The organism is Guyparkeria hydrothermalis, assembly GCF_023555385.1.
Lineage (GTDB): Bacteria > Pseudomonadota > Gammaproteobacteria > Halothiobacillales > Halothiobacillaceae > Guyparkeria > Guyparkeria hydrothermalis_A.
In genome coordinates this window covers 2,111,883-2,131,741 of the sequence record NZ_JAJSED010000001.1, presented here as the reverse complement: position 1 = coordinate 2,131,741, position 19,859 = coordinate 2,111,883, and the positions used below count along the sequence as shown (strand labels likewise).

At 66.5% G+C, this 19,859-nt stretch carries 19 protein-coding genes; 9 read left to right on the top strand and 10 right to left on the bottom strand.

Going from position 1 to position 19,859, the window contains the following annotated elements:
- Positions 1-318: 318 nt before the first annotated feature.
- Positions 319-1,302, top strand: coding sequence for a YncE family protein (locus LV476_RS09955; protein WP_250075722.1), 984 nt, complete (start codon positions 319-321; stop codon positions 1,300-1,302).
- A gap of 95 nt (positions 1,303-1,397) precedes the next feature.
- On the opposite strand, the gene lipA is transcribed toward LV476_RS09955, so the two are convergent.
- The 10 genes from lipA to ppa all read right to left on the bottom strand — a co-directional run bounded on the left by lipA (position 1,398) and on the right by ppa (position 11,309).
- Entirely contained in the window at positions 1,398-2,384 is a 987-nt protein-coding gene (gene lipA / locus LV476_RS09950) for a lipoyl synthase (RefSeq protein ID WP_250075720.1), read from the bottom strand.
- Positions 2,381-3,058: a lipoyl(octanoyl) transferase LipB gene (lipB, locus tag LV476_RS09945; RefSeq protein WP_250075717.1), complete on the bottom strand. Its 678-nt coding sequence runs from the start codon at positions 3,056-3,058 to the stop codon at positions 2,381-2,383. The genes lipA and lipB overlap by 4 nt, the downstream gene beginning before the upstream one ends.
- Positions 3,059-3,168: 110 nt before the next feature.
- The gene (locus LV476_RS09940) at positions 3,169-3,516 is read right to left on the bottom strand and encodes a YbeD family protein (protein WP_250075715.1); all 348 of its coding nucleotides are present in this window, start codon (positions 3,514-3,516) and stop codon (positions 3,169-3,171) included.
- Positions 3,513-4,382, bottom strand: a complete 870-nt coding sequence (locus tag LV476_RS09935; protein ID WP_250075713.1) for an aminotransferase class IV — start codon at positions 4,380-4,382, stop codon at positions 3,513-3,515. The genes LV476_RS09940 and LV476_RS09935 overlap by 4 nt, the downstream gene beginning before the upstream one ends.
- Positions 4,379-5,551, bottom strand: coding sequence for a D-alanyl-D-alanine carboxypeptidase family protein (locus LV476_RS09930; protein WP_250075711.1), 1,173 nt, complete (start codon positions 5,549-5,551; stop codon positions 4,379-4,381). The genes LV476_RS09935 and LV476_RS09930 overlap by 4 nt, the downstream gene beginning before the upstream one ends.
- Positions 5,548-6,441, bottom strand: coding sequence for a septal ring lytic transglycosylase RlpA family protein (locus LV476_RS11250; RefSeq protein ID WP_284047447.1), 894 nt, complete (start codon positions 6,439-6,441; stop codon positions 5,548-5,550). The genes LV476_RS09930 and LV476_RS11250 overlap by 4 nt, the downstream gene beginning before the upstream one ends.
- Complete coding sequence (mltB, locus tag LV476_RS09915; RefSeq protein WP_250075710.1) at positions 6,344-7,390, bottom strand: lytic murein transglycosylase B; 1,047 nt, start codon at positions 7,388-7,390, stop codon at positions 6,344-6,346. The genes LV476_RS11250 and mltB overlap by 98 nt, the downstream gene beginning before the upstream one ends.
- Positions 7,391-7,655: 265 nt before the next feature.
- Positions 7,656-8,795: a rod shape-determining protein RodA gene (rodA, locus tag LV476_RS09910; RefSeq protein WP_250075709.1), complete on the bottom strand. Its 1,140-nt coding sequence runs from the start codon at positions 8,793-8,795 to the stop codon at positions 7,656-7,658.
- 3 nt (positions 8,796-8,798) lie between these two features.
- Positions 8,799-10,646: a penicillin-binding protein 2 gene (mrdA, locus tag LV476_RS09905; protein WP_250075707.1), complete on the bottom strand. Its 1,848-nt coding sequence runs from the start codon at positions 10,644-10,646 to the stop codon at positions 8,799-8,801.
- A 132-nt stretch (positions 10,647-10,778) separates the two neighbouring features.
- On the bottom strand, positions 10,779-11,309 hold the full coding sequence (gene ppa, locus LV476_RS09900) for an inorganic diphosphatase (protein WP_250075705.1): 531 nt from the start codon (positions 11,307-11,309) through the stop codon (positions 10,779-10,781).
- A 174-nt stretch (positions 11,310-11,483) separates the two neighbouring features.
- Here ppa and LV476_RS09895 point away from each other — a divergent pair, with 174 nt between their 5' ends.
- The 8 genes from LV476_RS09895 (at position 11,484) to LV476_RS09860 (ending at position 19,838) form a co-directional block, all read left to right on the top strand.
- Complete coding sequence (locus LV476_RS09895) at positions 11,484-12,146, top strand: adenylate kinase (protein ID WP_250075703.1); 663 nt, start codon at positions 11,484-11,486, stop codon at positions 12,144-12,146.
- Between the two features lie 22 nt (positions 12,147-12,168).
- Positions 12,169-14,466, top strand: coding sequence for an LPS-assembly protein LptD (locus LV476_RS09890; RefSeq protein ID WP_250075701.1), 2,298 nt, complete (start codon positions 12,169-12,171; stop codon positions 14,464-14,466).
- 74 nt (positions 14,467-14,540) lie between these two features.
- The gene (locus LV476_RS09885) at positions 14,541-15,944 is read left to right on the top strand and encodes a peptidylprolyl isomerase (protein WP_250075698.1); all 1,404 of its coding nucleotides are present in this window, start codon (positions 14,541-14,543) and stop codon (positions 15,942-15,944) included.
- The gene (gene pdxA, locus LV476_RS09880; protein ID WP_250075696.1) at positions 15,916-16,899 is read left to right on the top strand and encodes a 4-hydroxythreonine-4-phosphate dehydrogenase PdxA; all 984 of its coding nucleotides are present in this window, start codon (positions 15,916-15,918) and stop codon (positions 16,897-16,899) included. The genes LV476_RS09885 and pdxA overlap by 29 nt, the downstream gene beginning before the upstream one ends.
- 2 nt (positions 16,900-16,901) lie before the next feature.
- Positions 16,902-17,717 carry a 16S rRNA (adenine(1518)-N(6)/adenine(1519)-N(6))-dimethyltransferase RsmA gene (rsmA, locus tag LV476_RS09875; RefSeq protein ID WP_250075694.1) on the top strand — a complete coding sequence of 272 codons (816 nt, stop codon included), beginning with the start codon at positions 16,902-16,904 and terminating at the stop codon, positions 17,715-17,717.
- Between the two features lie 75 nt (positions 17,718-17,792).
- On the top strand, positions 17,793-18,515 hold the full coding sequence (pgl, locus tag LV476_RS09870; protein ID WP_250075692.1) for a 6-phosphogluconolactonase: 723 nt from the start codon (positions 17,793-17,795) through the stop codon (positions 18,513-18,515).
- Positions 18,512-18,913: a Co2+/Mg2+ efflux protein ApaG gene (apaG, locus tag LV476_RS09865; RefSeq protein ID WP_250075690.1), complete on the top strand. Its 402-nt coding sequence runs from the start codon at positions 18,512-18,514 to the stop codon at positions 18,911-18,913. The genes pgl and apaG overlap by 4 nt, the downstream gene beginning before the upstream one ends.
- Positions 18,914-19,004: 91 nt before the next feature.
- Positions 19,005-19,838, top strand: a complete 834-nt coding sequence (locus LV476_RS09860; RefSeq protein WP_250075688.1) for a symmetrical bis(5'-nucleosyl)-tetraphosphatase — start codon at positions 19,005-19,007, stop codon at positions 19,836-19,838.
- Positions 19,839-19,859 lie beyond the last annotated feature (21 nt).

The window sequence follows — 19,859 nt, the reverse complement described above, 5'->3', positions numbered from 1 at the left end:
GCAACACCCCCGGAGAAAGCGCACCGCGGCGCCTCCCGGCAAAAACGACAACGCAACAACAGAGCTGGCAATGGGGCGGTCCCACGCCCCTCACACCCCAGCCATTCATGGGACATCAACTCACGCCCCTTCGTCACCACCGCTCAGGTAAATGCATCAGCTTGAGCCCGCCTTTGGCACGCCCCAGAAGATTGAGCTTTGACGGGCCAACCACCGCCGAACGCCCCCTGCTAGGGTTTGTCCACCTACCTTGCGTGCCGCGCAATGCAAACGGCACCACGGGCTGACACCAACCACAAGCCAACAGGAGGTTTGCTGATGACTCGCGAACACAACCTTCAACGAACAAAGGGACTGCTCCCGCTTGCCGTCGCGGCGCTCTGCATCCCGATCACCGTCCAGGCCGGCGCCTCTGCCTTCACCGGCGCATCCACCTACGTGACCCTGCAGAGCAGCGACGCAGTCGAGCAGCTCAAATCCGGGCGAATCACGTCCGACCTCAAGAAGGCCCACTACGCCTCGATCGCCCCCGACGGCCAAGAGCTGCTGGTCACGAGCATCGATACCGGCCAGGTCTTTCAGGTCGACGCGATGACCGGCAAGACGGAGGCGACGTTCGACATCGGTGACAAGGCCCAGGGCGTCAAGGTCTCGCCCGACGGAAAGCTGGCTCTGGCCATCGAGCCGAAAAAAGGCGTAGCCGCCGTCATCGACCTGAACGATCAAGCCGTGATCAAGGAAATCCCGGTTGGCAAGACGCCGCACAATGCGCGGTTCACGGCCGACGGGAAAACGGCCTACGTCACCCTTCAGGGCGAAGGGGGCATTGCCGTCGTCGACATGGAACGGCTGGTACGAGTCCGCAAGATCCCGATCCAAGGCATGTCCCAGCCGCACAACCTTGACCTTTCCGATGATGGCAGCCGGCTGTGGGTGCGCGATTTCACCGGCAAGGTGGCCGTACTCGATCTGGAACGTGGGTCGGTCCTCGAAACGTTCGAGGTTGGCTCGAGCCACGGCGGCATCGACGTGATCCCCGGCGGTAAGTACGTCGCAACCACCGCCATTGGCAGTGACACTGTCACGATTCTCGACCAGCAACGACTCGAGAAGGTGACCGAACTGCCAGTCGGCAAGGCACCGCACGGCATCCGCGCCGATGCCGACGGCAAGCAGCTGTACGTCTCGCTGACCGGTGACCGCGAAGTAGCGATCATCGACACGGAGTCAATGAAGGTGGTCAAGAACGCGCGGACGGGGGGCGACTTCCCCTTCTGGATCACGGTCAAGGACAACCCCTGACCCTCTGCCTCTTGGTGAAAGCACAGCGGCCCGCCAGACCGGTCATCGTGACCGGCTTGGCGGGCCGCTTTCGTTTTTGGCGGCGTGTTTGGCGATCAGGCAGGCTGACGCGCCTGGGAGAGTACGTCGAAGCCGCCCTGGTCGGCATGGTAGGACGACCGGACCATCGGGCCGGCGGCCACATGCGTGAACCCTAACTCCTCGGCCTGACGCCCCAGCTCGGCGAAGTGCTCGGGCGAGACGAAACGCTTGACCGGCAAGTGGTGCATGGAAGGTTGCAGGTACTGCCCCAGGGTGAGCATGTCGACGCCGTGCTCGCGCATGTCGCGCAGTTCGTTCATCAGCTGGTCGTCGGTCTCGCCCAGCCCCAGCATCAGGCCGGACTTGGTGGGCACCTCCGGGCAGCGGCGCTTCATTTCGGCCAGAAGATCCAGCGAGCCTTGGTAGCTCGCCCCCGGCCGGGCCGCGCGATACAGCTCCGGAACCGTCTCCAGGTTGTGGTTGAAGACGTCCGGCGGCTCGGCGCTGAGGATGTCGATCGCCTTTTCCACCCGACCGCGGAAATCCGGCGTGAGAATCTCGACGATCAGGCCGGGGTTGGCCTCGCGCAGCGCACGGATGACGTCGGCGAAATGCTGGGCACCACCGTCGCGCAGGTCGTCGCGATCGACGGAGGTGATCACGACATACCTCAGACCCATGGCTCGGACCGTTTCGGCCAGGCGCGCCGGCTCCTCGGGGTCGACCGGACGCGGCTTGCCGTGAGCGACGTCGCAGAACGGGCAGCGGCGCGTGCAGATGTCGCCGAGGATCATGAAGGTCGCCGTGCCGTTGTTGAAGCACTCGCCCAGATTGGGGCAATTGGCCTCCTCGCAGACGGTGTTGAGCCCCTGCTCCCGCACCACGCGCTTGAGGCGCTGGACCTCCGCGCCGCCCTGCGGGCGAGCGCGAATCCAGCTCGGCTTGCGCATCGGCTCGCTCGGCTCGATCTTGACCGGGATGCGCGAGACCTTGTCGGAGGAACGCATCGCCCGCGTAGGGCCATCGGTCTTGGCGAACGGGTTGTCGGGAGACTGGCTCATGCTGTGTTCTTCCCCATGGAATCGGGCTCGAGAGGGTCGGGCGATTTGTCCGTGGCGGCCGGATACCGGCCCAGCCGATCGACGAGAGCACGGGCAATACCGGGAAGATCGGCCTCGAGGCCCGGGACGACACGGCAGGCATCCGTCACGGCCAGCCCCTGGTATCCACAGGGGTTAATGCGTGCGAAGGGCTCAAGATCCATGTCGATGTTGAACGACAGGCCATGATAACAGCGCCCCTGCCGGATTTTCAGGCCGAGCGCCGCGATCTTGGCACCATCGACATACACCCCCGGCGCACCCTCTCGCCGCGTCGCGGCCACGCCGCGCTCGCCCAGCCAATCGATTACCACCTGCTCCAGCCGCTCTACCCAGTCACGCGGGCCGAGCCCGAGGCGACGCAGATCGACCAGCGTGTACAGCAGCAGCTGCCCCGGGCCGTGGTAGGTCACCTGCCCACCCCGGTCAGTGGCCACCACCGGGACATGACCACGTGCCAACAGATGTTCGGGCTTGCCCGCCAGCCCCTGAGTGAACACCGGCGGATGGGTCAGCGCCCAGAAGGCATCGGGCGTGTCCGGCCCGCGACCCGCGGTGAAGCGACGCATCGCCGCCCAGGTCGCGCGGTAATCGCGACCGGTGCCGAGCCAGTGGAAGTCAGGGGATGGCAGCATGCGATCAAGTGGGGAAGAAGGCATCCGGGGGCAGGTAACCGCACGGATCACCGTCCGTAGCCCATGCCTGCGTCTTCGGCCCGTGTCTTATGTCGGGCGCAACGCTCGAATCAGAGACACATCTTCACGTCCGGGTGGGCCGTGACGGCCCGATAGACCTCGTCTATCTGCTTGCGGGAAGTGGCCGTGAAGGTGACTTGCAGGCTGACGAAGCGCCCCTTGGCGCTGTCGCGGCGCACCCAGGCCGACTCCGGCAGATCACCCAGCACGCCGGCAACCGCCTGCTTGATGTCGCTGATGAAAGCATCGGTGGCCGGGCCCATGATCTTGATGGGGAATTCAGCGGGAAAATCGATCAGCGTTTCGCGCTCGAGTGCCGCCTCATCGTCGGCCACGCTCGGTTTGGCGAACGGATCGCAGGCCTTGCCGTTTCCCCGGAAGTGCGGGTCGTCGCTCATGGATCACTCCGTCGTGTCTTGAGTGCCTGGAAATGCCGATCCAGCAAACGGGTTATCGGCCCGGCGCGGCCGGCGTGCTCCCCGGCACCGACCGGCTCGCCGTCGATTTCGACCACCGGCCAGATGTCCTTGGTGGAACTGGTAAGAAACACCTCGTCGGCCTCGCGCAACGCGCCGATGCTGATGAACGACTCGTCGAGCTCCATCAGTCGTTTCCGCCGCACCAGGTCGAGCAGCAGGCCGCGCGTAATCCCCGGCAGGATACGCGGTCCGTTGGGAGCCGTCAGCAGACGACCGCCAACCACCGCGAACAGATTGGTCGCAGCCCCTTCCATCACCAGGCCGTCCCGCACCAGAACCGCCTCGTCGCAGCCCTGCTCGACCGCCTGCTGGCGAGCCATCGTATTGGGCAGCAGGTTGATGCTCTTGATATCGCACCGCCCCCAGCGCTCGTCGGGCAGGGTGATCACGCGCGCCCCGCCGTCAATCGCACCGATCGGCGAGACCGTCGCCATCACGCCCGGACGCACGCTTGCATCGGGCCAGGCGTGGTCGCGCTTGGCCGGCGCGCCGCGGGTTACCTGCAGGTAGATCGCCGCGTCGGGGGCATCGGTGCTCGCCAGCAGGCGCTCGAATATCGCCAGCCAGTCGTCGTGCTTGAGCGGCGGGACGATGCCGAGGGCCTCGAGGCTGCGCGACAGCCGCGCCATGTGCTCGTCCAGGCCGAACAACCGTCCGGCAAATGCCGGGATCACTTCGTAGACCCCGTCACCGAACAGGTAGCCGCGATCGAACACCGACACGCAGGCACTATCGGAGGTGCACCACTCGCCGTTCAGATAAACGGCTTGCGGTGTTGGGCTCATTCTTCCCACCACAACCAGAAGCTATCGGTGACTTGCTTGACGATGCCACCTTCCGGGTTGTCCGCCAGGGCCACCACCGGCCGCTCGGCAATGGTCTCGTCACCGAGCCGAACCATCAGCTTGCCCAGCGCATCGCCCTGGCTTACCGGCGCGACCAGCGACGGATCGAGCTGCAGACTGACGGCCAACTCGTCGCGGCGGCTCTTGGGCACCAGGACCGACAGATCCTGTCGCAGGCCGACCGGGACCTGTTCGGTCTCACCCTTGTAGACGCGAGGCGTGGCCAGCGTTTCGCCGCCGTCACGCACATCCACCGTCTCGAAAAAGCGGAAGCCGTAATTCAGGAGCGCCTCGGCCTGGTTGTTGCGGGCCTCGTCGCTTTCGGTGCCCAGCACCACTGCCACCAGCCGCATGCCGTCGCGCGCCCCCGAGGTTGCCAGGCAGTAGCCGGCCGCCTCGGTATGCCCCGTCTTGCCGCCGTCGACCCACTCGTTGCGGAACAGCAGCTTCTCGCGGTTGTACTGCTTGATGCCGTTGAAGGTGTAGGACTTCTGGCGGAAGACCTTGTAGAGCTCCGGAAACTCGTGAATCAGCTTCGAGAGCAGGGTCGCGATGTCGCGCGCGGACATCACGTGACCCTCCGCCGGCCAGCCGGTGGGGTTCTTGAAGCGGGTCTCGTCCATGCCGAGGCGCTCGGCGGTGGCATTCATCTGGGCGACAAAGGACGACTCGTTGCCGCCGACATATTCGGCCAGCGCGGTCGCCGCGTCGTTGCCGGACTGGACGATCATGCCCTGCAAGAGTTGCTCGACGGTGACCTTGTTGCCCACCTCGATGAACATGCGCGAGCCGCCCATGCGCCAGGCCTTTTCGCTGACGGTCACATTGTCGTCGAGGCTAATGTCACCGCTCTTGATGGCCTGGAAGACCAGGTAGGCCGTCATCAGCTTGGTGATGCTCGCCGGCGGCACCGGCCGGTCGGCATCACGCTCGACGATGACCTGATCGGTGGCGTAGTCCAGCAACACATAGGAGCGCGCGGAAAGGTCCGGCGCCCCGGGTGTGGGCAGGGCCGCCTGGGTCGTCGTTGCCGTCAGGGACAACAGGGTTGCCGCCAGGATGCCGGTCAGCCACCCTCCGCGCCATGTCGTGGACAGGGCCTTGATCATTTCATTACCACCATTCTTGCATCGTGAAATCCGAGTTCGCGGAGACGCTCGAGCGCCGAATCGTACTCCGCGGCCGAGGCGAACGGCCCGACCCGCACGCGGGTCAGGCCGCCTTCGACCTGACTGACCGGCGACAATCCCGCCCGGCGCAACTTCGCACCGATCGCCTCGGCATTGTCGCGGTCACGGAACGCTCCAACCTGGACGAACACATCATCGCCCCAGCCAGATTTAGGCACTTTCGTCGCCTGCCAGTTCCCATTGTCCCTGTCACCACCGGCCTGCTGCCCCGGGCCGACCACCTCGATCTCGACCGGGACGGTGCCCCGACCGGTCATGTCGATCTTGTGGGCTGCGGCATAGGACAGGTCGATGATCCGGTCATCGACGAACGGCCCCCGATCGTTGACTCGCACGATCACACTCTTGCCGTTGTCGAGGTTGGTAACCCGCACGTAGGCGGGCAGCTGCAACGACTTGTGTGCGGCCGTCATCTTGTACATGTCGTACGGCTCGCCGGAGGACGTCGGCCGGCCGTGAAACTTGTTGCCGTACCAGGAGGCCAACCCGCGCTCGCGAAAGCCCGCATTGTCGGCGAGCACCTGGTATCGCTTGCCGTGCACCGTGTAACTGGCGGGGTTGCCGCGGCGCGAGGGCGCTTCCGCCCGCGGGACGGCATCGTCCGTCGCCGCCCGCTCCGGCGACGGGCCACCAGCACAGCCGGCCAGCCCGAGCACTATCCAGACAAGCGCCGCAGCAGCGGCGGGAAGGCGCCAGAGGTTACCCGTCACCTCAGCCGGCCTCGCTCTCACGGCGACGTTGGATGGCCTGGGCCAGCTGCCAGACGGCGGTGGCGTAGAGGACGCTGTGATTGTACCGGGTGATGACATAGAAGTTGTTCAGCCCGACGTGATAGCTCACGTCGTCGCCGTCGGTCAGGGTGAACAGCATGACGTCGAAATCATCCGGCACCGGCGCATCGTCCGGGACGGACACGCCACGCTCGCGCAACTCGCCGAGCGTCGTCTTCGGCTCGAGATCCCGGATGCGGTTGAGCAGGTCATCGACGTCAGCATCGTTGATGTCGACCTCGAACATCACCGGCTCGCCCTGCCCCCAGCCGTGCTCGACGAAGTAGTTGGCCACGCTGGCAAAGACGTCGTGACGACTGTCCCACAGGTCGCGGTCGCCATCGCCGTCACCGTCGACGGCATAGTGCCGATAGCTCGACGGGATGAACTGCGGCATGCCCATCGCGCCGGCATAGCTGCCCTCGGCACGATCCATGTCGAGGTTCTCTTCGCCCGCCAGCCGGATGAACTCGATCAGCTGACCACGGAAGAATTCGCCCCGCTTCGGGTAATCGAACCCGAGCGTCGCCAGCGCGTCGATGACCCGGTAACCGCCGGTCAGCCGACCGTAATACGTTTCCACGCCGATGATGGCCGCGATCACGTAAGGCGAGACACCGTAGGTTGCCGCCACTTCCTCGAGCAGCTCGGCGTTCTCCTCCATGAAGGCCACACCGCCGTCGATGCGCTTTTCGGTGAGGAAGATCGGACGATATTCGCCCCAGGTCTTGGACTCGGCCGGCCGGGTGATCGCATCGATGATCTTCTGCTGATAGACCGCCGAGCCGAGCCACTGCTCGATCTGGCCGCGCTCGACACCCGTCTCGTCCACCGCCCGATCGAGGAAGGCCTGCACCTCGTCACGTTCGAGATAGCCTGCAGCCGCCGGCAGCGAGCCCGTCAGAGCGGACCAGCCGAGCAGCGAAAACAGCAGGGTCCTTCCCCCGCTCCGGAAGCGGCTAAAACCGCGCCCCAATGCGTCTTTCATTAAGGAACCTCTCGATGATTTGGCAACGTCTCTGGCAGCCGGGCTTGTTCGCGATCTAGGCGCCGCATCGCAGGCGGGCTGACGGCCCATCAAGGGGCGGCAACAACGAGCGCGAGCAAGCCCGGGTACCCCAGCGGGCGGGCCGCCAAGGACCCACCTGCGGTGTTGCCGCCCTTGTGAAGGACACAGCCCTTCACCGCGGACGGCGTCTTGCATCTGGGCCCTTGGAGGCCCGCAGAGACGTCGCCAAATCATCGAGCGGTTCCTAACGATCGTGCCCCAGAAAACTTCGTTGCGTACGGATGCTCATCAGCATACCCAAACCCACCATGATGGTCACCAGCGCTGTCCCGCCATAACTAAGCAATGGCAACGGTGCGCCGACCACCGGCAAGAGCCCCAGCACCATGCCGGCATTGACCAGCACGTAGACCATGAAGGTCATGGCGATCGAGGCGGCCAGCAGGCGCCCCTCGACGGATTCGGCATGTTCGGCGATCCACAGCCCGCGCCAGACGACGGCGAGATACAGCAGGAACAGTAGGACCAGCCCCATCAGCCCGAATTCCTCGGCGTACACCGCCAGGATGAAGTCGGTCGTCCCCTCGGGCAGGAAGTCGAGGTGCGACTGGGTGCCCTGCAGCCAGCCCTTCCCCCAGATGCCGCCCGAGCCGATCGCGATCATCGACTGGATGGTGTGGTAGCCCGCCCCCAGCGGATCGCTGGCGGGATCGAGCAGTGTCATCACGCGCTCCTTCTGGTAGGCGTGCATGACGAAAAACCACATCACCGGCATGGCCGCGGCCGTCAGGGCGAGAAAACCGCCGATGTACCACCACGACAGCCCGGCGAAGAACAGCACGAACAATCCCGAGGCCATGATGAGCAACGACGACCCGAGGTCCGGCTGGCCGGCGATCAGCACCGTGGGGATCATCACCGCCAGCATCGCCACGGTGACGTCCAGCGGCCCCGGCGGCAACGGCCGGCGGGCGAGGAACCAGGCGATCGTCATCGGCATGGCGACCTTCATCAACTCGGCCGGCTGAAAGCGAATCACGCCCAGATCGAGCCAGCGACGCGCCCCGCCGCCCATGTCGCCCACCAGCCAGACGGCCACCAGCATCAGCACCACCATGGCGAACAGCCACGGCGCGGCGGCAAAGAACCAGCGCTGCGGGATCTGGGCGATCACCAGCATCAGGCCAAAGCCTAGCCCGAGGCGCACCACGCTGCGCTCGACCCAGGCATCGCTCTGTTCGGCCGCCGAGTAGCCGGCCACCACGCCGATGACGGCGATCAGGGCGACGAAGAACAGCAGGATCGGGTCGAGCTTGAACACCGACTGGAGCGTGCCGCCCAGGCGCTGGCTCAACGGTGTCGATTGCAGGCGATCGGTGCCCATCTGTCAGTCCCCGTACTCGGAAAATTCAGGCTGCACCTCGGCATCCGGCGTGACGTCGAACCAGAAGTCCATCACCTTGCGCGCGATCGGCGCGGCCGTGCCGGAGCCGCTGCCGCCGTGCTCGGCGATCACCGCCACCGCGAGCTTCGGATCGTCGAACGGCGCGAAGCCGACGAACAGGGCGTGGTCGTGCAGGCGGCGCGCCAATTCCTCGGCATCGTATTCCTCGTCCTGGGCCACGGAGAAGACCTGGGCGGTCCCCGTCTTGCCGGCAATCGGATACGGCGCCTCGATCTTGTTCGCCGTGCCACGCTTGTGACCGACCACGGCCCGCATCGCCTCGCGGGCACGTCGCCAGTAATCGTCGCTGCCGAGTTCCAGCCGGGCGCGCGGCTGTCGCGGCCCCTCCACGGGTGCCACCAGCCACGGGGTATGCCGCACCCCGGAAAGCGCCAGCGTCGAGGTCATGTCGGCCAGCTGCAGGATCGTCGACAGCATGTATCCCTGACCGATCCCGGCGATCACGGTCTCGCCCGGGAACCACACCTGCTGCTTGACCCGCTGCTTCCATTCGCGCGACGGCACCAGGCCGGAGGCCTCGCCCGGCAGATCGACCCCGGTCTTGTGACCCAGACCGAAGTCGGTCAGGAAGGCATGCATCCGGTCGATGCCCATGCGATAGGCAAGATCGTAGTAGTAGACGTCGACCGAGCGATAGATCGACTTCTTGAAGTCGACCCAGCCGTGCCCCCATTTGCGCCAGTCCCGATAGCGGTGCTTGTTGCCTGGGATCTGGTAGTAGGGGCCGGCAAAGAACGGCTTTTCGGGGTCCAGCAGGTCGTAGTGCATGCCCGCCAGCCCCATCACCGGCTTGATCGTGGAACCCGGCGGATACGTCGCGGCCACCGCGCGGTTGTACAGCGGCCGGTCGGGATCGCTGAGCAGTCGCTTGTAATCCTTGCTGCTGATGCCGTCGACGAACAGATTGGGATCGAAAGACGGCCGTGACACCATCGCCCGAATGGCCCCGTCACGCGGGTCCTCTGCCACCACGGCACCGGCGTATTCGCCCAGCGCCGCTGCAGCCACGCCCTGCAGGCCGACGTCGATGGTCAGGGCAATGTCCTTGCCCGGCACCGGCCGGACCGTCTCCAGCACCTCGACCTCGCGCCCCAGCGCGTCGACCTCGACCACCCGATAACCGGGCTCGCCATGCAGACGGTCCTCATACTGGCGCTCGATCCCGGTCTTGCCGACGTATTGCGTGCCCTGATAGGCATCGGGATCAAGCCGCTTGACGTCCTCGGCATTGATACGCCCGACGTAGCCCACCACGTGAGCCAGCAGCTCCTGGTAGGGATAGACCCGCTTGAGACTGGAGACGATTTCGGTGCCCTGCAGCCACGGCTTGAGGCGCGCCACGCGGGCACGCTCGACCTCGTCCAGACCGGTCTTGATCAAGACCGGGTCGAAGCGGCGACTGACGCGAATGCGCTCCTCGATCGCCTCGACCGAGCGCGCATCGAGTTCGAGCACCCGGGCGAGCAGGTCCAGCTCGGCATCGACATCGCGACTGTGCTCAGGGGTGATCTGCACCTGGTAGGTGGCGACATTGTCGGCCACCACCTCGCCGTTGGCATCGAATATCCGACCACGCTCCGGCGGCAGAACGACCACCCGGGTGCGGTTCTTTTCCGCCTTGGCCTGGTAGTGCTCGTGCTGCGCGATCTGCAGCCAGGCCGCCCGCCCCAACAGCGTGAAGACGACGAGCAACGACACGGCCGCGGCGAACAGGATTCGCCGTCGGAACAGGCGCCGGGCCCGGCCGTGGTCGTGGAGCCGATCTAGCATGCGCGCGGGGTCGCTGTCGTCATGGAGTCAAAAACGAAAAAGGCCGGCGGCACGCCCCGAAGGGACGAACCGACCGGCCGCGCCGTTGCGTGCGGCCGGGCAGACTCCGAGGTCCGACGGCCGTCACCGGTCTTATTCCTGCTCGTGGCGGGCGATCGAGTCCTCGATCTCCTTGCAGGCGGCCGCCTTGTCGGCGAAGCCCTTGCACTCGACCCACTTGCCCGGCTCGAGGGCCTTGTACTGCTCGAAGAAGTGCTGGATCTGCTCGAGCAGGAAGCCCGGCAGGTCCTCGACCTTCTCGACGTCGTGGTAGTGCGGGGTGAGCTTGTCGTGCGGCACGGCGATGATCTTCGCGTCGATGCCCGACTCGTCGGTCATCTCCAGCATGCCCACCGGGCGGGCGCGAATGACCGAACCCGGCTGCAGCGGCAGCGGCGCGACCAGCATCACGTCGACCGGGTCACCGTCATCGGAGAGCGTCTGCGGGATGAAGCCGTAGTTGGTCGGGTAGTACATCGAGGTCGCCATGAAGCGATCGACCAGCAGCGCGCCCGAATCCTTGTCGAGCTCGTACTTGACCGGCACGCCCTGTACCGGGATCTCGATGACGACGTTGATGTCTTCCGGCGGGTTCTTGCCGGCGGGGATTTTGGACAGATCCATGAAATCAGCCTCGATTGATTGCGTGTCGATTTGATCGGATGAAAGTGATGATGTTGCGGCAAGCGCAAGGCAAGCCGCAGCGTTTTCGATATGATACCGTTTTTCGCCGGTCGACCGGAGCCCCGGTCACGCATTCGGTCGGCAAAACCCACGGCTACAGCGATCTAGAAAATCATGCGAATCGTACTTTTGGGCGCCCCCGGTTCGGGCAAGGGCACGCAGGCGGCACAGCTGGTCGAACACTACCAGGTCCCCCAGATCTCCACCGGCGACCTGCTGCGGGCGGCGGTCGCGGCAGGCACCGAGCTGGGACTCAAGGCCAAGGCCGCGATGGACGAGGGCCAACTGGTCAGCGACGACATCGTGCTGGGCATGATCCGCGAGCGGCTCGCTCAGCCGGACACCGAGCGCGGTTTCATCCTCGACGGCTTCCCGCGCAACATCGCGCAGGCCGAGGCGCTCGACACCATGCTCGAAGAGCTCGAGCGCCCGCTGGAGCTGGGCATCCTGCTGGACGTGCCGCTCGACAAGCTGATGAAGCGCCTGACCGGCCGCATGACCTGCAAGGAGTGCGGCGCGGTCTTCAACCGCTACACCAACCCGCCGACCGCCGAGCACCAGTGCGACAACTGCGAACACGAACTCGTTCAGCGCAACGACGACAACGAGGAAACCGTCCGTCGTCGCCTGGAGGTATTCCAGGAGCAGACCGCCCCACTGGTGGAATACTACGAGCGCGACGGGCGCCTGGCACGAGTCGACGGCGAGCGGGAGATCGATCAGATCGCGTCCGACTTCCGCGAGATCCTCGACCCCATCGCCCCCGGCAAGTCCTGAGTCGGGTCCGATGGGGTCAGGGATGACACGCAAGCCACTGGCGTCCGCCGTCGCCATAGCCCTCGGCCTGGTCCCGGCGATCGGCGCCACCCTGCCGACCGATGTCCGGGCCGAGGCGCGCGATGAATACGCACTGTGCCCTGCGTTTGGCCCGGAGCGCCCGGACTACACGCCGCTGACAGCGGGAAAGCCGGGCAAGGCCGAGGCCGACCGCGCCGAGTACGGCAGCGAGGGCACCGTCACCTTCACCGGCGACGCGGTGATCGACGAACCCGGGCGGCGGGTGCGCGGCGAGAAGCTCGTCTATCAGCAGCAGGATGAGGTTGTCACCGCCGAAGGCGATATCTGGCTGCAGACCGCCGACCTTGCCGTGCAGGCCGAGCGCGGCCGACTGAATCTCGATACCGACGCGGGGCGGCTCGAACGGGCGCGCTACTGGATCGAGAGCCGCCACCTCTCCGGCGTGGCCGACACCATCGTGCAGCAGGACCGCCAGCACTACCGTCTCGACCGGGCAACCTTCTCGACTTGTCCGACGGAGAAGCGCGACTGGGAATTCCGAGCCAACGAGATCGCACTCAACCGGGAGACAGGTCGCGGCGAAGCGTGGCACACGACGCTCCATGCCGGTGGCGTGCCCGTCTTCTACGCCCCCTATCTCAATTTCCCGATCGACGACCGCCGCCAGACCGGCTTTCTCTACCCGACCCTCGGCAGCAGCAGCTCCGGCGGGTTCGAGTATGCACAGCCCTGGTACTGGAACATCGCGCCCAACCTGGATGCCACGCTCACGCCGACCCTGATGACCCGGCGCGGGCTGGGCCTCGGTGGCCAGGCTCGGTGGCTGCATCGCTTCGGCGAGGCGGATCTCGGCCGCGATCAGGTCAACTTCTTCTATCTGCCCGACGACCGCGTCTACGGCGACTCGCGCTGGTCGCTGGGCGTGGACAGTCAGGGGCGCGTCAACCCGGACCTCAACTACCGCGTCGACATCAATCGGGTCTCGGACGACGAGTTCTTCCAGGACTTCTCGACCAACCTCGACCAGTCAAGCGCCAGTCATCTCCGGAGCGATGCACGCCTGAATGGGCGCGCCGGGGGCTGGAACCTCGGCCTGCTGGCCCAACAGTGGCAGACCATCAACCCGAACCTGACCGAGTCGCAATACCCGTATCGGATCATGCCGCGGCTGACGGCCAGCAACGGCTTTGCTCTGGGCGAATGGGGCGATCATCTTGCACCGACGCTCGGCGTACGCGCCGATCTGACTCGCTTCACCCATCCGTCGGAGCTGCGGGTCGAAGGCGATCGCGCCCATACCGCCCTCACGCTCGGCCAGACCAGCGCAGACACCTGGTACCGGCTGCGCCCCGAGGTGACCCTCGATGCCACCAGCTATCAGCTCGACGAGCAGCAGGCGTGGGACGCCAACCGTTACGACAACGGCGCCTCACGCGTGCTGCCGCTGACCAGCATCGACGGCCAGCTGTTCTTCGAGCGAGGGTACGGCGAGACCGGACGCTATCGGGCTCTGCTCGAGCCGCGGCTCTACTACCTCTACGTGCCGTATCGCGATCAGAGCGATATCCCGGTGTTCGATACCGGCCTGCAAACACTGAGCTACAGCCAGCTGTTCCGCCCCAACCGCTTCTCCGGCGGCGACCGGGTGGCCGATGAGAACGCACTGACCTACGGCCTGTCCTGGTCGCTGCTCGACACGCACCAGGGCATCATGCCGCTGTCGCTGCGAGTCGCGCAGCGCTACCGCTTCGAGCCCTCGGAAACCACGCTGCCCTACCGGCCGTATACCGCTGAAGAGCGGGGCGGCTCGGCCGTGCTCGCCGAGGTGTACAGTGACGTCACGCAAAACTGGCACGGCTCATTCACCGCCGAGTACGACACCGATCACGAAACGCTGGCGCGCTCGCAGACCCGCATCGGCTACCGCGGCGAGAACAATCGCATCCTCAACCTGTCGTACTTCACCCGCGATGCCGAAATCGGCACCGACAACGACTATCAGCAGGGCGACGTGTCGTTCGCCTGGCCGCTCACCCGGCGCTGGTCGGTCCTCGGGCGGGTCGGTTACGACTTCGACTCCGAGCAGATCGTCCAGTCCCTGCTCGGAGTCGGCTACGAGTCCTGCTGCTGGACCGCACGCCTGGCCCTGAAGCGCTACATCGTTCGACCGGATGCCGGGTTCGACCCGGCCAATGACGCCGAGTACAGCAACGCGGTGGTCTTCCAGATCGAACTCAAGGGCCTCGGCGGCATCGGCGGCGACCAGTTCCGTGACGACATCCTCGGCTTCCGCCCCTGACCCTCGAGGCGAGGCGGATTACGTTATGATCGCCCCGTTCGCCTTTTGAACCTGTCGCAACAGCGAGTAGATCCATGCCTTTCCTGCACGCCATGACCCTCCGTCGACCGACGAGCCTGCTGGCCGCCCTGCTACTGGCCTGCGCCCCGCTGACCCCATCGGTGGCACAAAGCCAGCCTGACGCCGAACAGAGCCGCGGCATGGAAGGTTTCCAGCCGCTCGACCGTATCGTCGCCGTCGTCAATGAGCGCGTGATTACGCAACGCGAGCTCGAGGCCGAAGTGGCGCAGCTCGGCGGCCAGGTCGATCTCGCCTCGATGGGACCGAGCGAACGCCAGCGCCTCGCCGCGCGCGTGCTCGACCGCATGATCACCGAAGCGGCGATGCTCGAGCGGGCCAAGAAGATCGGCATCCAGATCGACGACACCCGCCTGAACCAGGCGCTCGACGGCATCGCCTCCCGCAACGGCATGAACCTCTCGCAGCTGCGCCAGGCGGTAATCGGCCAAGGCCAGGACTGGGCGGCCTTCCGTGACGGCATCCGCGATCAGATGATCATCGAGGAGCTGCAGAAGCGCGAGGTCTACGGCCAGATCAACATCTCCGACCGCGAAATCGACGACTACATCGAGCAGCGCACCGGCGCGTCCGCGGAACAGACGGAATACCGTCTGGCGCAGATCCTGGTCTCGGTCCCGGAAAACGCCTCGCCCAGCGAAATCGAAACGGCTCGCGAGCGCGCCGAGACAATCCGTGACGAGCTCGAGGATGGCGAGGAATTCGCCCGCGTCTCCGCCGAGCGCTCGGATGCCCTAAATGCCGAGGAAGGTGGCGATCTCGGTTGGCGCGAACCGGCCCGGATTCCCTCCCTGTTCCTGCCGGTCGTCCGCGATCTGGAAGTCGGCCAGGTCAGCGACATCATCCGCAGCCCCAACGGCTTTCACATCGTGAAGCTGGCCGACACGCGCACCACCACCGGCGGCGCGGCCGTGACCCAGTATCGGGCCGAGCACGTGCTGCTGCGGCCGCGGAGCGACCGCGACCCCGACGCGACCCGCAAGCTGGCGCAGGAACTGCGCGAGCGCATCGCCTCGGGCGAGGCTCGTTTCGGCGCCATCGCCCGCGAATTCTCCGATGACCCGGGCTCGGCCAAGCGGGGTGGGGATCTGGGCTGGGTGAACCCGGACGAAATGGTTCCCGCCTTCGCCCAACGGCTCGAATCGGTCAAGGTCGGCGAACTCAGCCCGGTATTCCAGAGCCAGTTCGGCTTCCACTTCCTGCGGGTCAACGACACGCGCCGTCAGGACGTATCCGGCGAGGACCTGCGGCAGCAGGCACGCAACGCCATCGGCGAGCGTCGCGCGGACGAGGAATTGACCAAGTACATCCGCCGCCTGCGCGCCGAGGCCTACATCGAGAACCGCCTGACCGGCACCGTCAGCGACGCCCGTGGCCAGCGTGCGCTTGGTCGTCAGTAGCGGCGAACCGGCCGGCATCGGCCCGGACCTGCTGCTCGCGCTCGCCGCCGACCCGGCCTTCCACCCGCCGACCGAGCTGGTGGTGCTCGGCGATCGTGAGGTCTTCGCGGACCGCGCTACCGCGCTCGGCCTGCCGTTCGACTGGCCGGATGCCGACACGGACACCCCCGTCCGGGGCGGCTTTCGCTTCCGCCACCTGCCCGTGTCCGCACCGGTCACGCCGGGACGGCTCGACCCGGCCAATGCCCGGCACGTGCTCGACATGCTCGACCACGCCGCCGAGGGCTGCCGAGCCGGTGACTACGCCGGGCTGGTCACCGCCCCGCTGCACAAGGGCGTGATCAACGACGCGGGCATCGCGTTTACCGGCCACACCGAATACCTGGCCGAGCGGGTAGGCGGCACGCCGGTAATGATGCTGGTAGCGGGCAGCCTGCGTGTGGCCCTGGCCACCACCCACCTGCCGCTGGCCCAGGTGCCGGCAGCGATCACCAGCGATGTGCTGACGACCGTGATCGAGACGCTCAATGCCGCGATGGCCGAATGGCTCGACAAGCCGCAACCACGCCTGCTCGTGGCGGGACTCAACCCGCACGCTGGTGAGTCGGGCCACCTCGGCGACGAGGAAATCCGCGTGATCGGCCCGACGCTCGAGGCGCTGCGCGCCCGCGGCATCCAGGCCATCGGCCCCCTGCCCGCCGACACACTATTCACGCCCCGCCATCTGGACGGCGCCGACGCGGTGCTGGCCATGTACCACGACCAGGGCCTGCCGGTACTCAAGTACGCCGGCTTCGGCCGTGCGGTCAACGTGACCCTCGGCCTGCCGATCATCCGCACCTCCGTGGACCACGGCACGGCGCTGGACCTGGCCGGCTCGGGCCGGGCCGAACATGGCTCGCTCGCCGCTGCCATCGACCTGGCCGCCGAGTTGGCCGACCGCAAGGCGGCCTGAGCATGGGACGCGGCGTTCAGGACGGCCATCGGGCTCGCAAGCGCTTCGGCCAGAACTTCCTGGTCGACCCGGAAGTAATCGAACGCATCCTGACGGCCATTCCCCGGGCCGGCGAATTGGTCGAAATCGGCCCCGGCCTCGGCGCGCTGACGCTGCCGCTGGCTGACCGGGGCGAGCGTGTCGTTGCGATCGAACTCGACCGAAACGTGGTGACCCGCCTGCGCGTCAAGGCGGATGCCGCGGGCGCCGGTTCCCGGCTCGAGATCGTCCCGCAGGATGCACTGCGACTCGATCTGGCCGCGCTGGCCGAAGAAACACGCCTTACCCCGCCCCTGACGATCGTCGGCAACCTGCCCTACAACATCGCGACTGCCCTGATCACGAAACTGCTCGCTCAGGCGGACCGGATCCGGGAGATGGTCTTCATGGTGCAGAAAGAGGTGGCTGACCGACTGGCCGCCGAGCCCGGCGATTCGTCCTTCGGACGGCTGAGCGTGCTGGTCTCCGCCCAGGCGGAGGTGGAGCACCTGTTCGACGTCCCGCCAACGGCCTTCAACCCACCCCCCAAGGTGGAATCGAGCATCATCCGGATCGTGCCGCGAACCGAGCCGCTGATCCCCCCTGGCGACTGGCCCCGGTTCGAACGTTTGGTGACGGCCGCTTTCACCCAGCGACGCAAGACCCTGCGCAACAACTTGAAACCCCTGATGCCAGCGTCAACAATTGAGGCGTCGGGCATCGACCCGTCGCTGCGCGCCCAGGCTCTGGACATTCCCGACTTCCTGACGCTCGCGCGATTGATCGATCCGTCCGGCTGACGCCCCACCCGGGGTATTCGCGTGCGGCCTTACCCGGCTGCCGGGATCACTGACACGAGCAACCACGGGACGGCCATGTCCGCCAACGCCGAATTCCATCCGAGCGATCACCCGGAGGCGACATTCGCCGCCTGTGCCGACTGGGTGGTCGACCGCCTGGCAGCGGCAATTCGCGCGCGCGGCGTAGCCCGCATCGCCCTGGCCGGGGGCAGCACGCCTCGCCGCCTCTACCAGATGCTGGCCGACCGCTATCGGGGCGCACTGGAATGGCAGCGGGTCGAGTTCTATTTCGGGGACGAACGCAACGTGCCGCTCGACCACCCGGACAGCAACTTCCGCATGGCGCGTCTGGCCCTGTTCGAGCCCCTGCGGATCCAGCCGCACCGCACCTTCCCGATGATCTCGGACCAGCAGCGCGACCCGGAACGGGACGCCGAGGCCTACGAGGACATCCTTCGGAGCTGGACGGCCGGTCGCGTGCCGCGCTTCGACGTGGTGCTCCTCGGCCTGGGCAGCGACGGGCATTTCGCCTCGCTGTTCCCGGATACCCCGGCACTGGAGGAGCGCAAGCGCCTGGCGGTGGTCAACCCGATCCCCAAGCTCCACGGTCACCGCCTGACCCTGACGTTTCCGGTCTTCGAGGCGGCGCGCGATGCGGTGTTCCTGGTCACGGGGGCGGACAAGCAGGCGGCTCTGGCGCGCGTCCGCGAAGGGCAGACTCAACTGCCCGCCGAAATCCTGGCCAGCAAGCGCCCCACACGCTGGTTCGTCGACAAGGGGGCCTTCGGTTCGCCATGACACCCGTCACGCCTCGACTCGCCGAACATATCCGGATCCGTCCGCGTGCGGTGTTCGTCCCCGAGCACAGCGACACGGCGGCGCACCGCTTCGCTTTCGGCTACGAGATCGTGATCGAAAACGAGGGCGACCACCCGGTCACGCTGACCGACCGCCACTGGGTGATCGACCACGGCAACGGCTGCCTCAAGGAGGTCCGTGGCGAAGGTGTGGTCGGCGAGCAGCCACGCATCCTTCCCGGCGAACGCTACGCGTACCGGTCGGGAGCGGTGATCGAGTCCCCCGCCGGGCGCATGCGCGGCGACTACGGCTTTGTCGGCGACAGCGGCGAAACCTTCCGCGTCGCAATCCCCGGCTTCGACCTGGTCGCCCCGGCCACCTTCCGCCACATCCACTAGGCGACGCCGTGACGCGAGACTCTGCGCCCGAACGCGCTATGGGTGCTAGCATCCCCGTTTTCTCACGCTCGTCACGGACCCCACACGCTGCATGGCCACTTACGCGATCGGTGACCTTCAAGGCTGCCTCGACCCGCTCGAAGCGCTTCTCGAGCGGGTCCGTTTCGACCCGGCCGACGACCGCATCTGGTTCGTCGGCGATTTGGTCAATCGTGGCCCGCAATCACTCGAGGCGCTCCGCTTCGTACGGGACCTCGGCGACCGCGCCATCACCGTGCTGGGCAACCACGACATCCACCTGCTCGGCTGCTGGTTCGGCAGCCGGGTCGCTCGTGGCCGTGACACCCTCGAGCCGATCCTGCACGCCGAGGACGGTGACGAACTGATCGACTGGCTGCGCCGACGGCCGCTGCTGCAACATGACGCCGCGCTCGACTGGACCCTGGTGCATGCCGGGATCCACCCTCACTGGACACTCGAGCAGGCACAGACGGCCGCCCGGGAAACGGAAGCGGCCATGCGCGCCGATAATCCGGAGGCGTTCTTCAGCGACATCTTCGGCAACGAGAGCGACCATCCGCTGGAGAACCCGACAACCATCGATCGGCAGCGGTTCGCGGTCAACGTGTTCACGCGCATGCGCTACTGCCATGCCGACGGCCGGCTGGACTTCGCCGAGAAACGCACCCCGGCCAACGCCGACCCGAACCTGACCCCCTGGTTTGCCGTGCCCGGCCGCGCCATGGCCGACCGGCGCATCGTGTTCGGCCACTGGTCGACGCTGGGGCCGGCCGTGCCCCGCGGCAATGCCTGGGGCATCGACCAGGGCTGCCTGTGGGGCCACCAGCTGACCGCGCTTCGCCTCGAGGACGAAGCCCTGTTCGCCGTCGATTGCCCGGCCGCTCGCATCCCGCGCTCGGCATGACGCCCCACCGCCCCTCAAGCC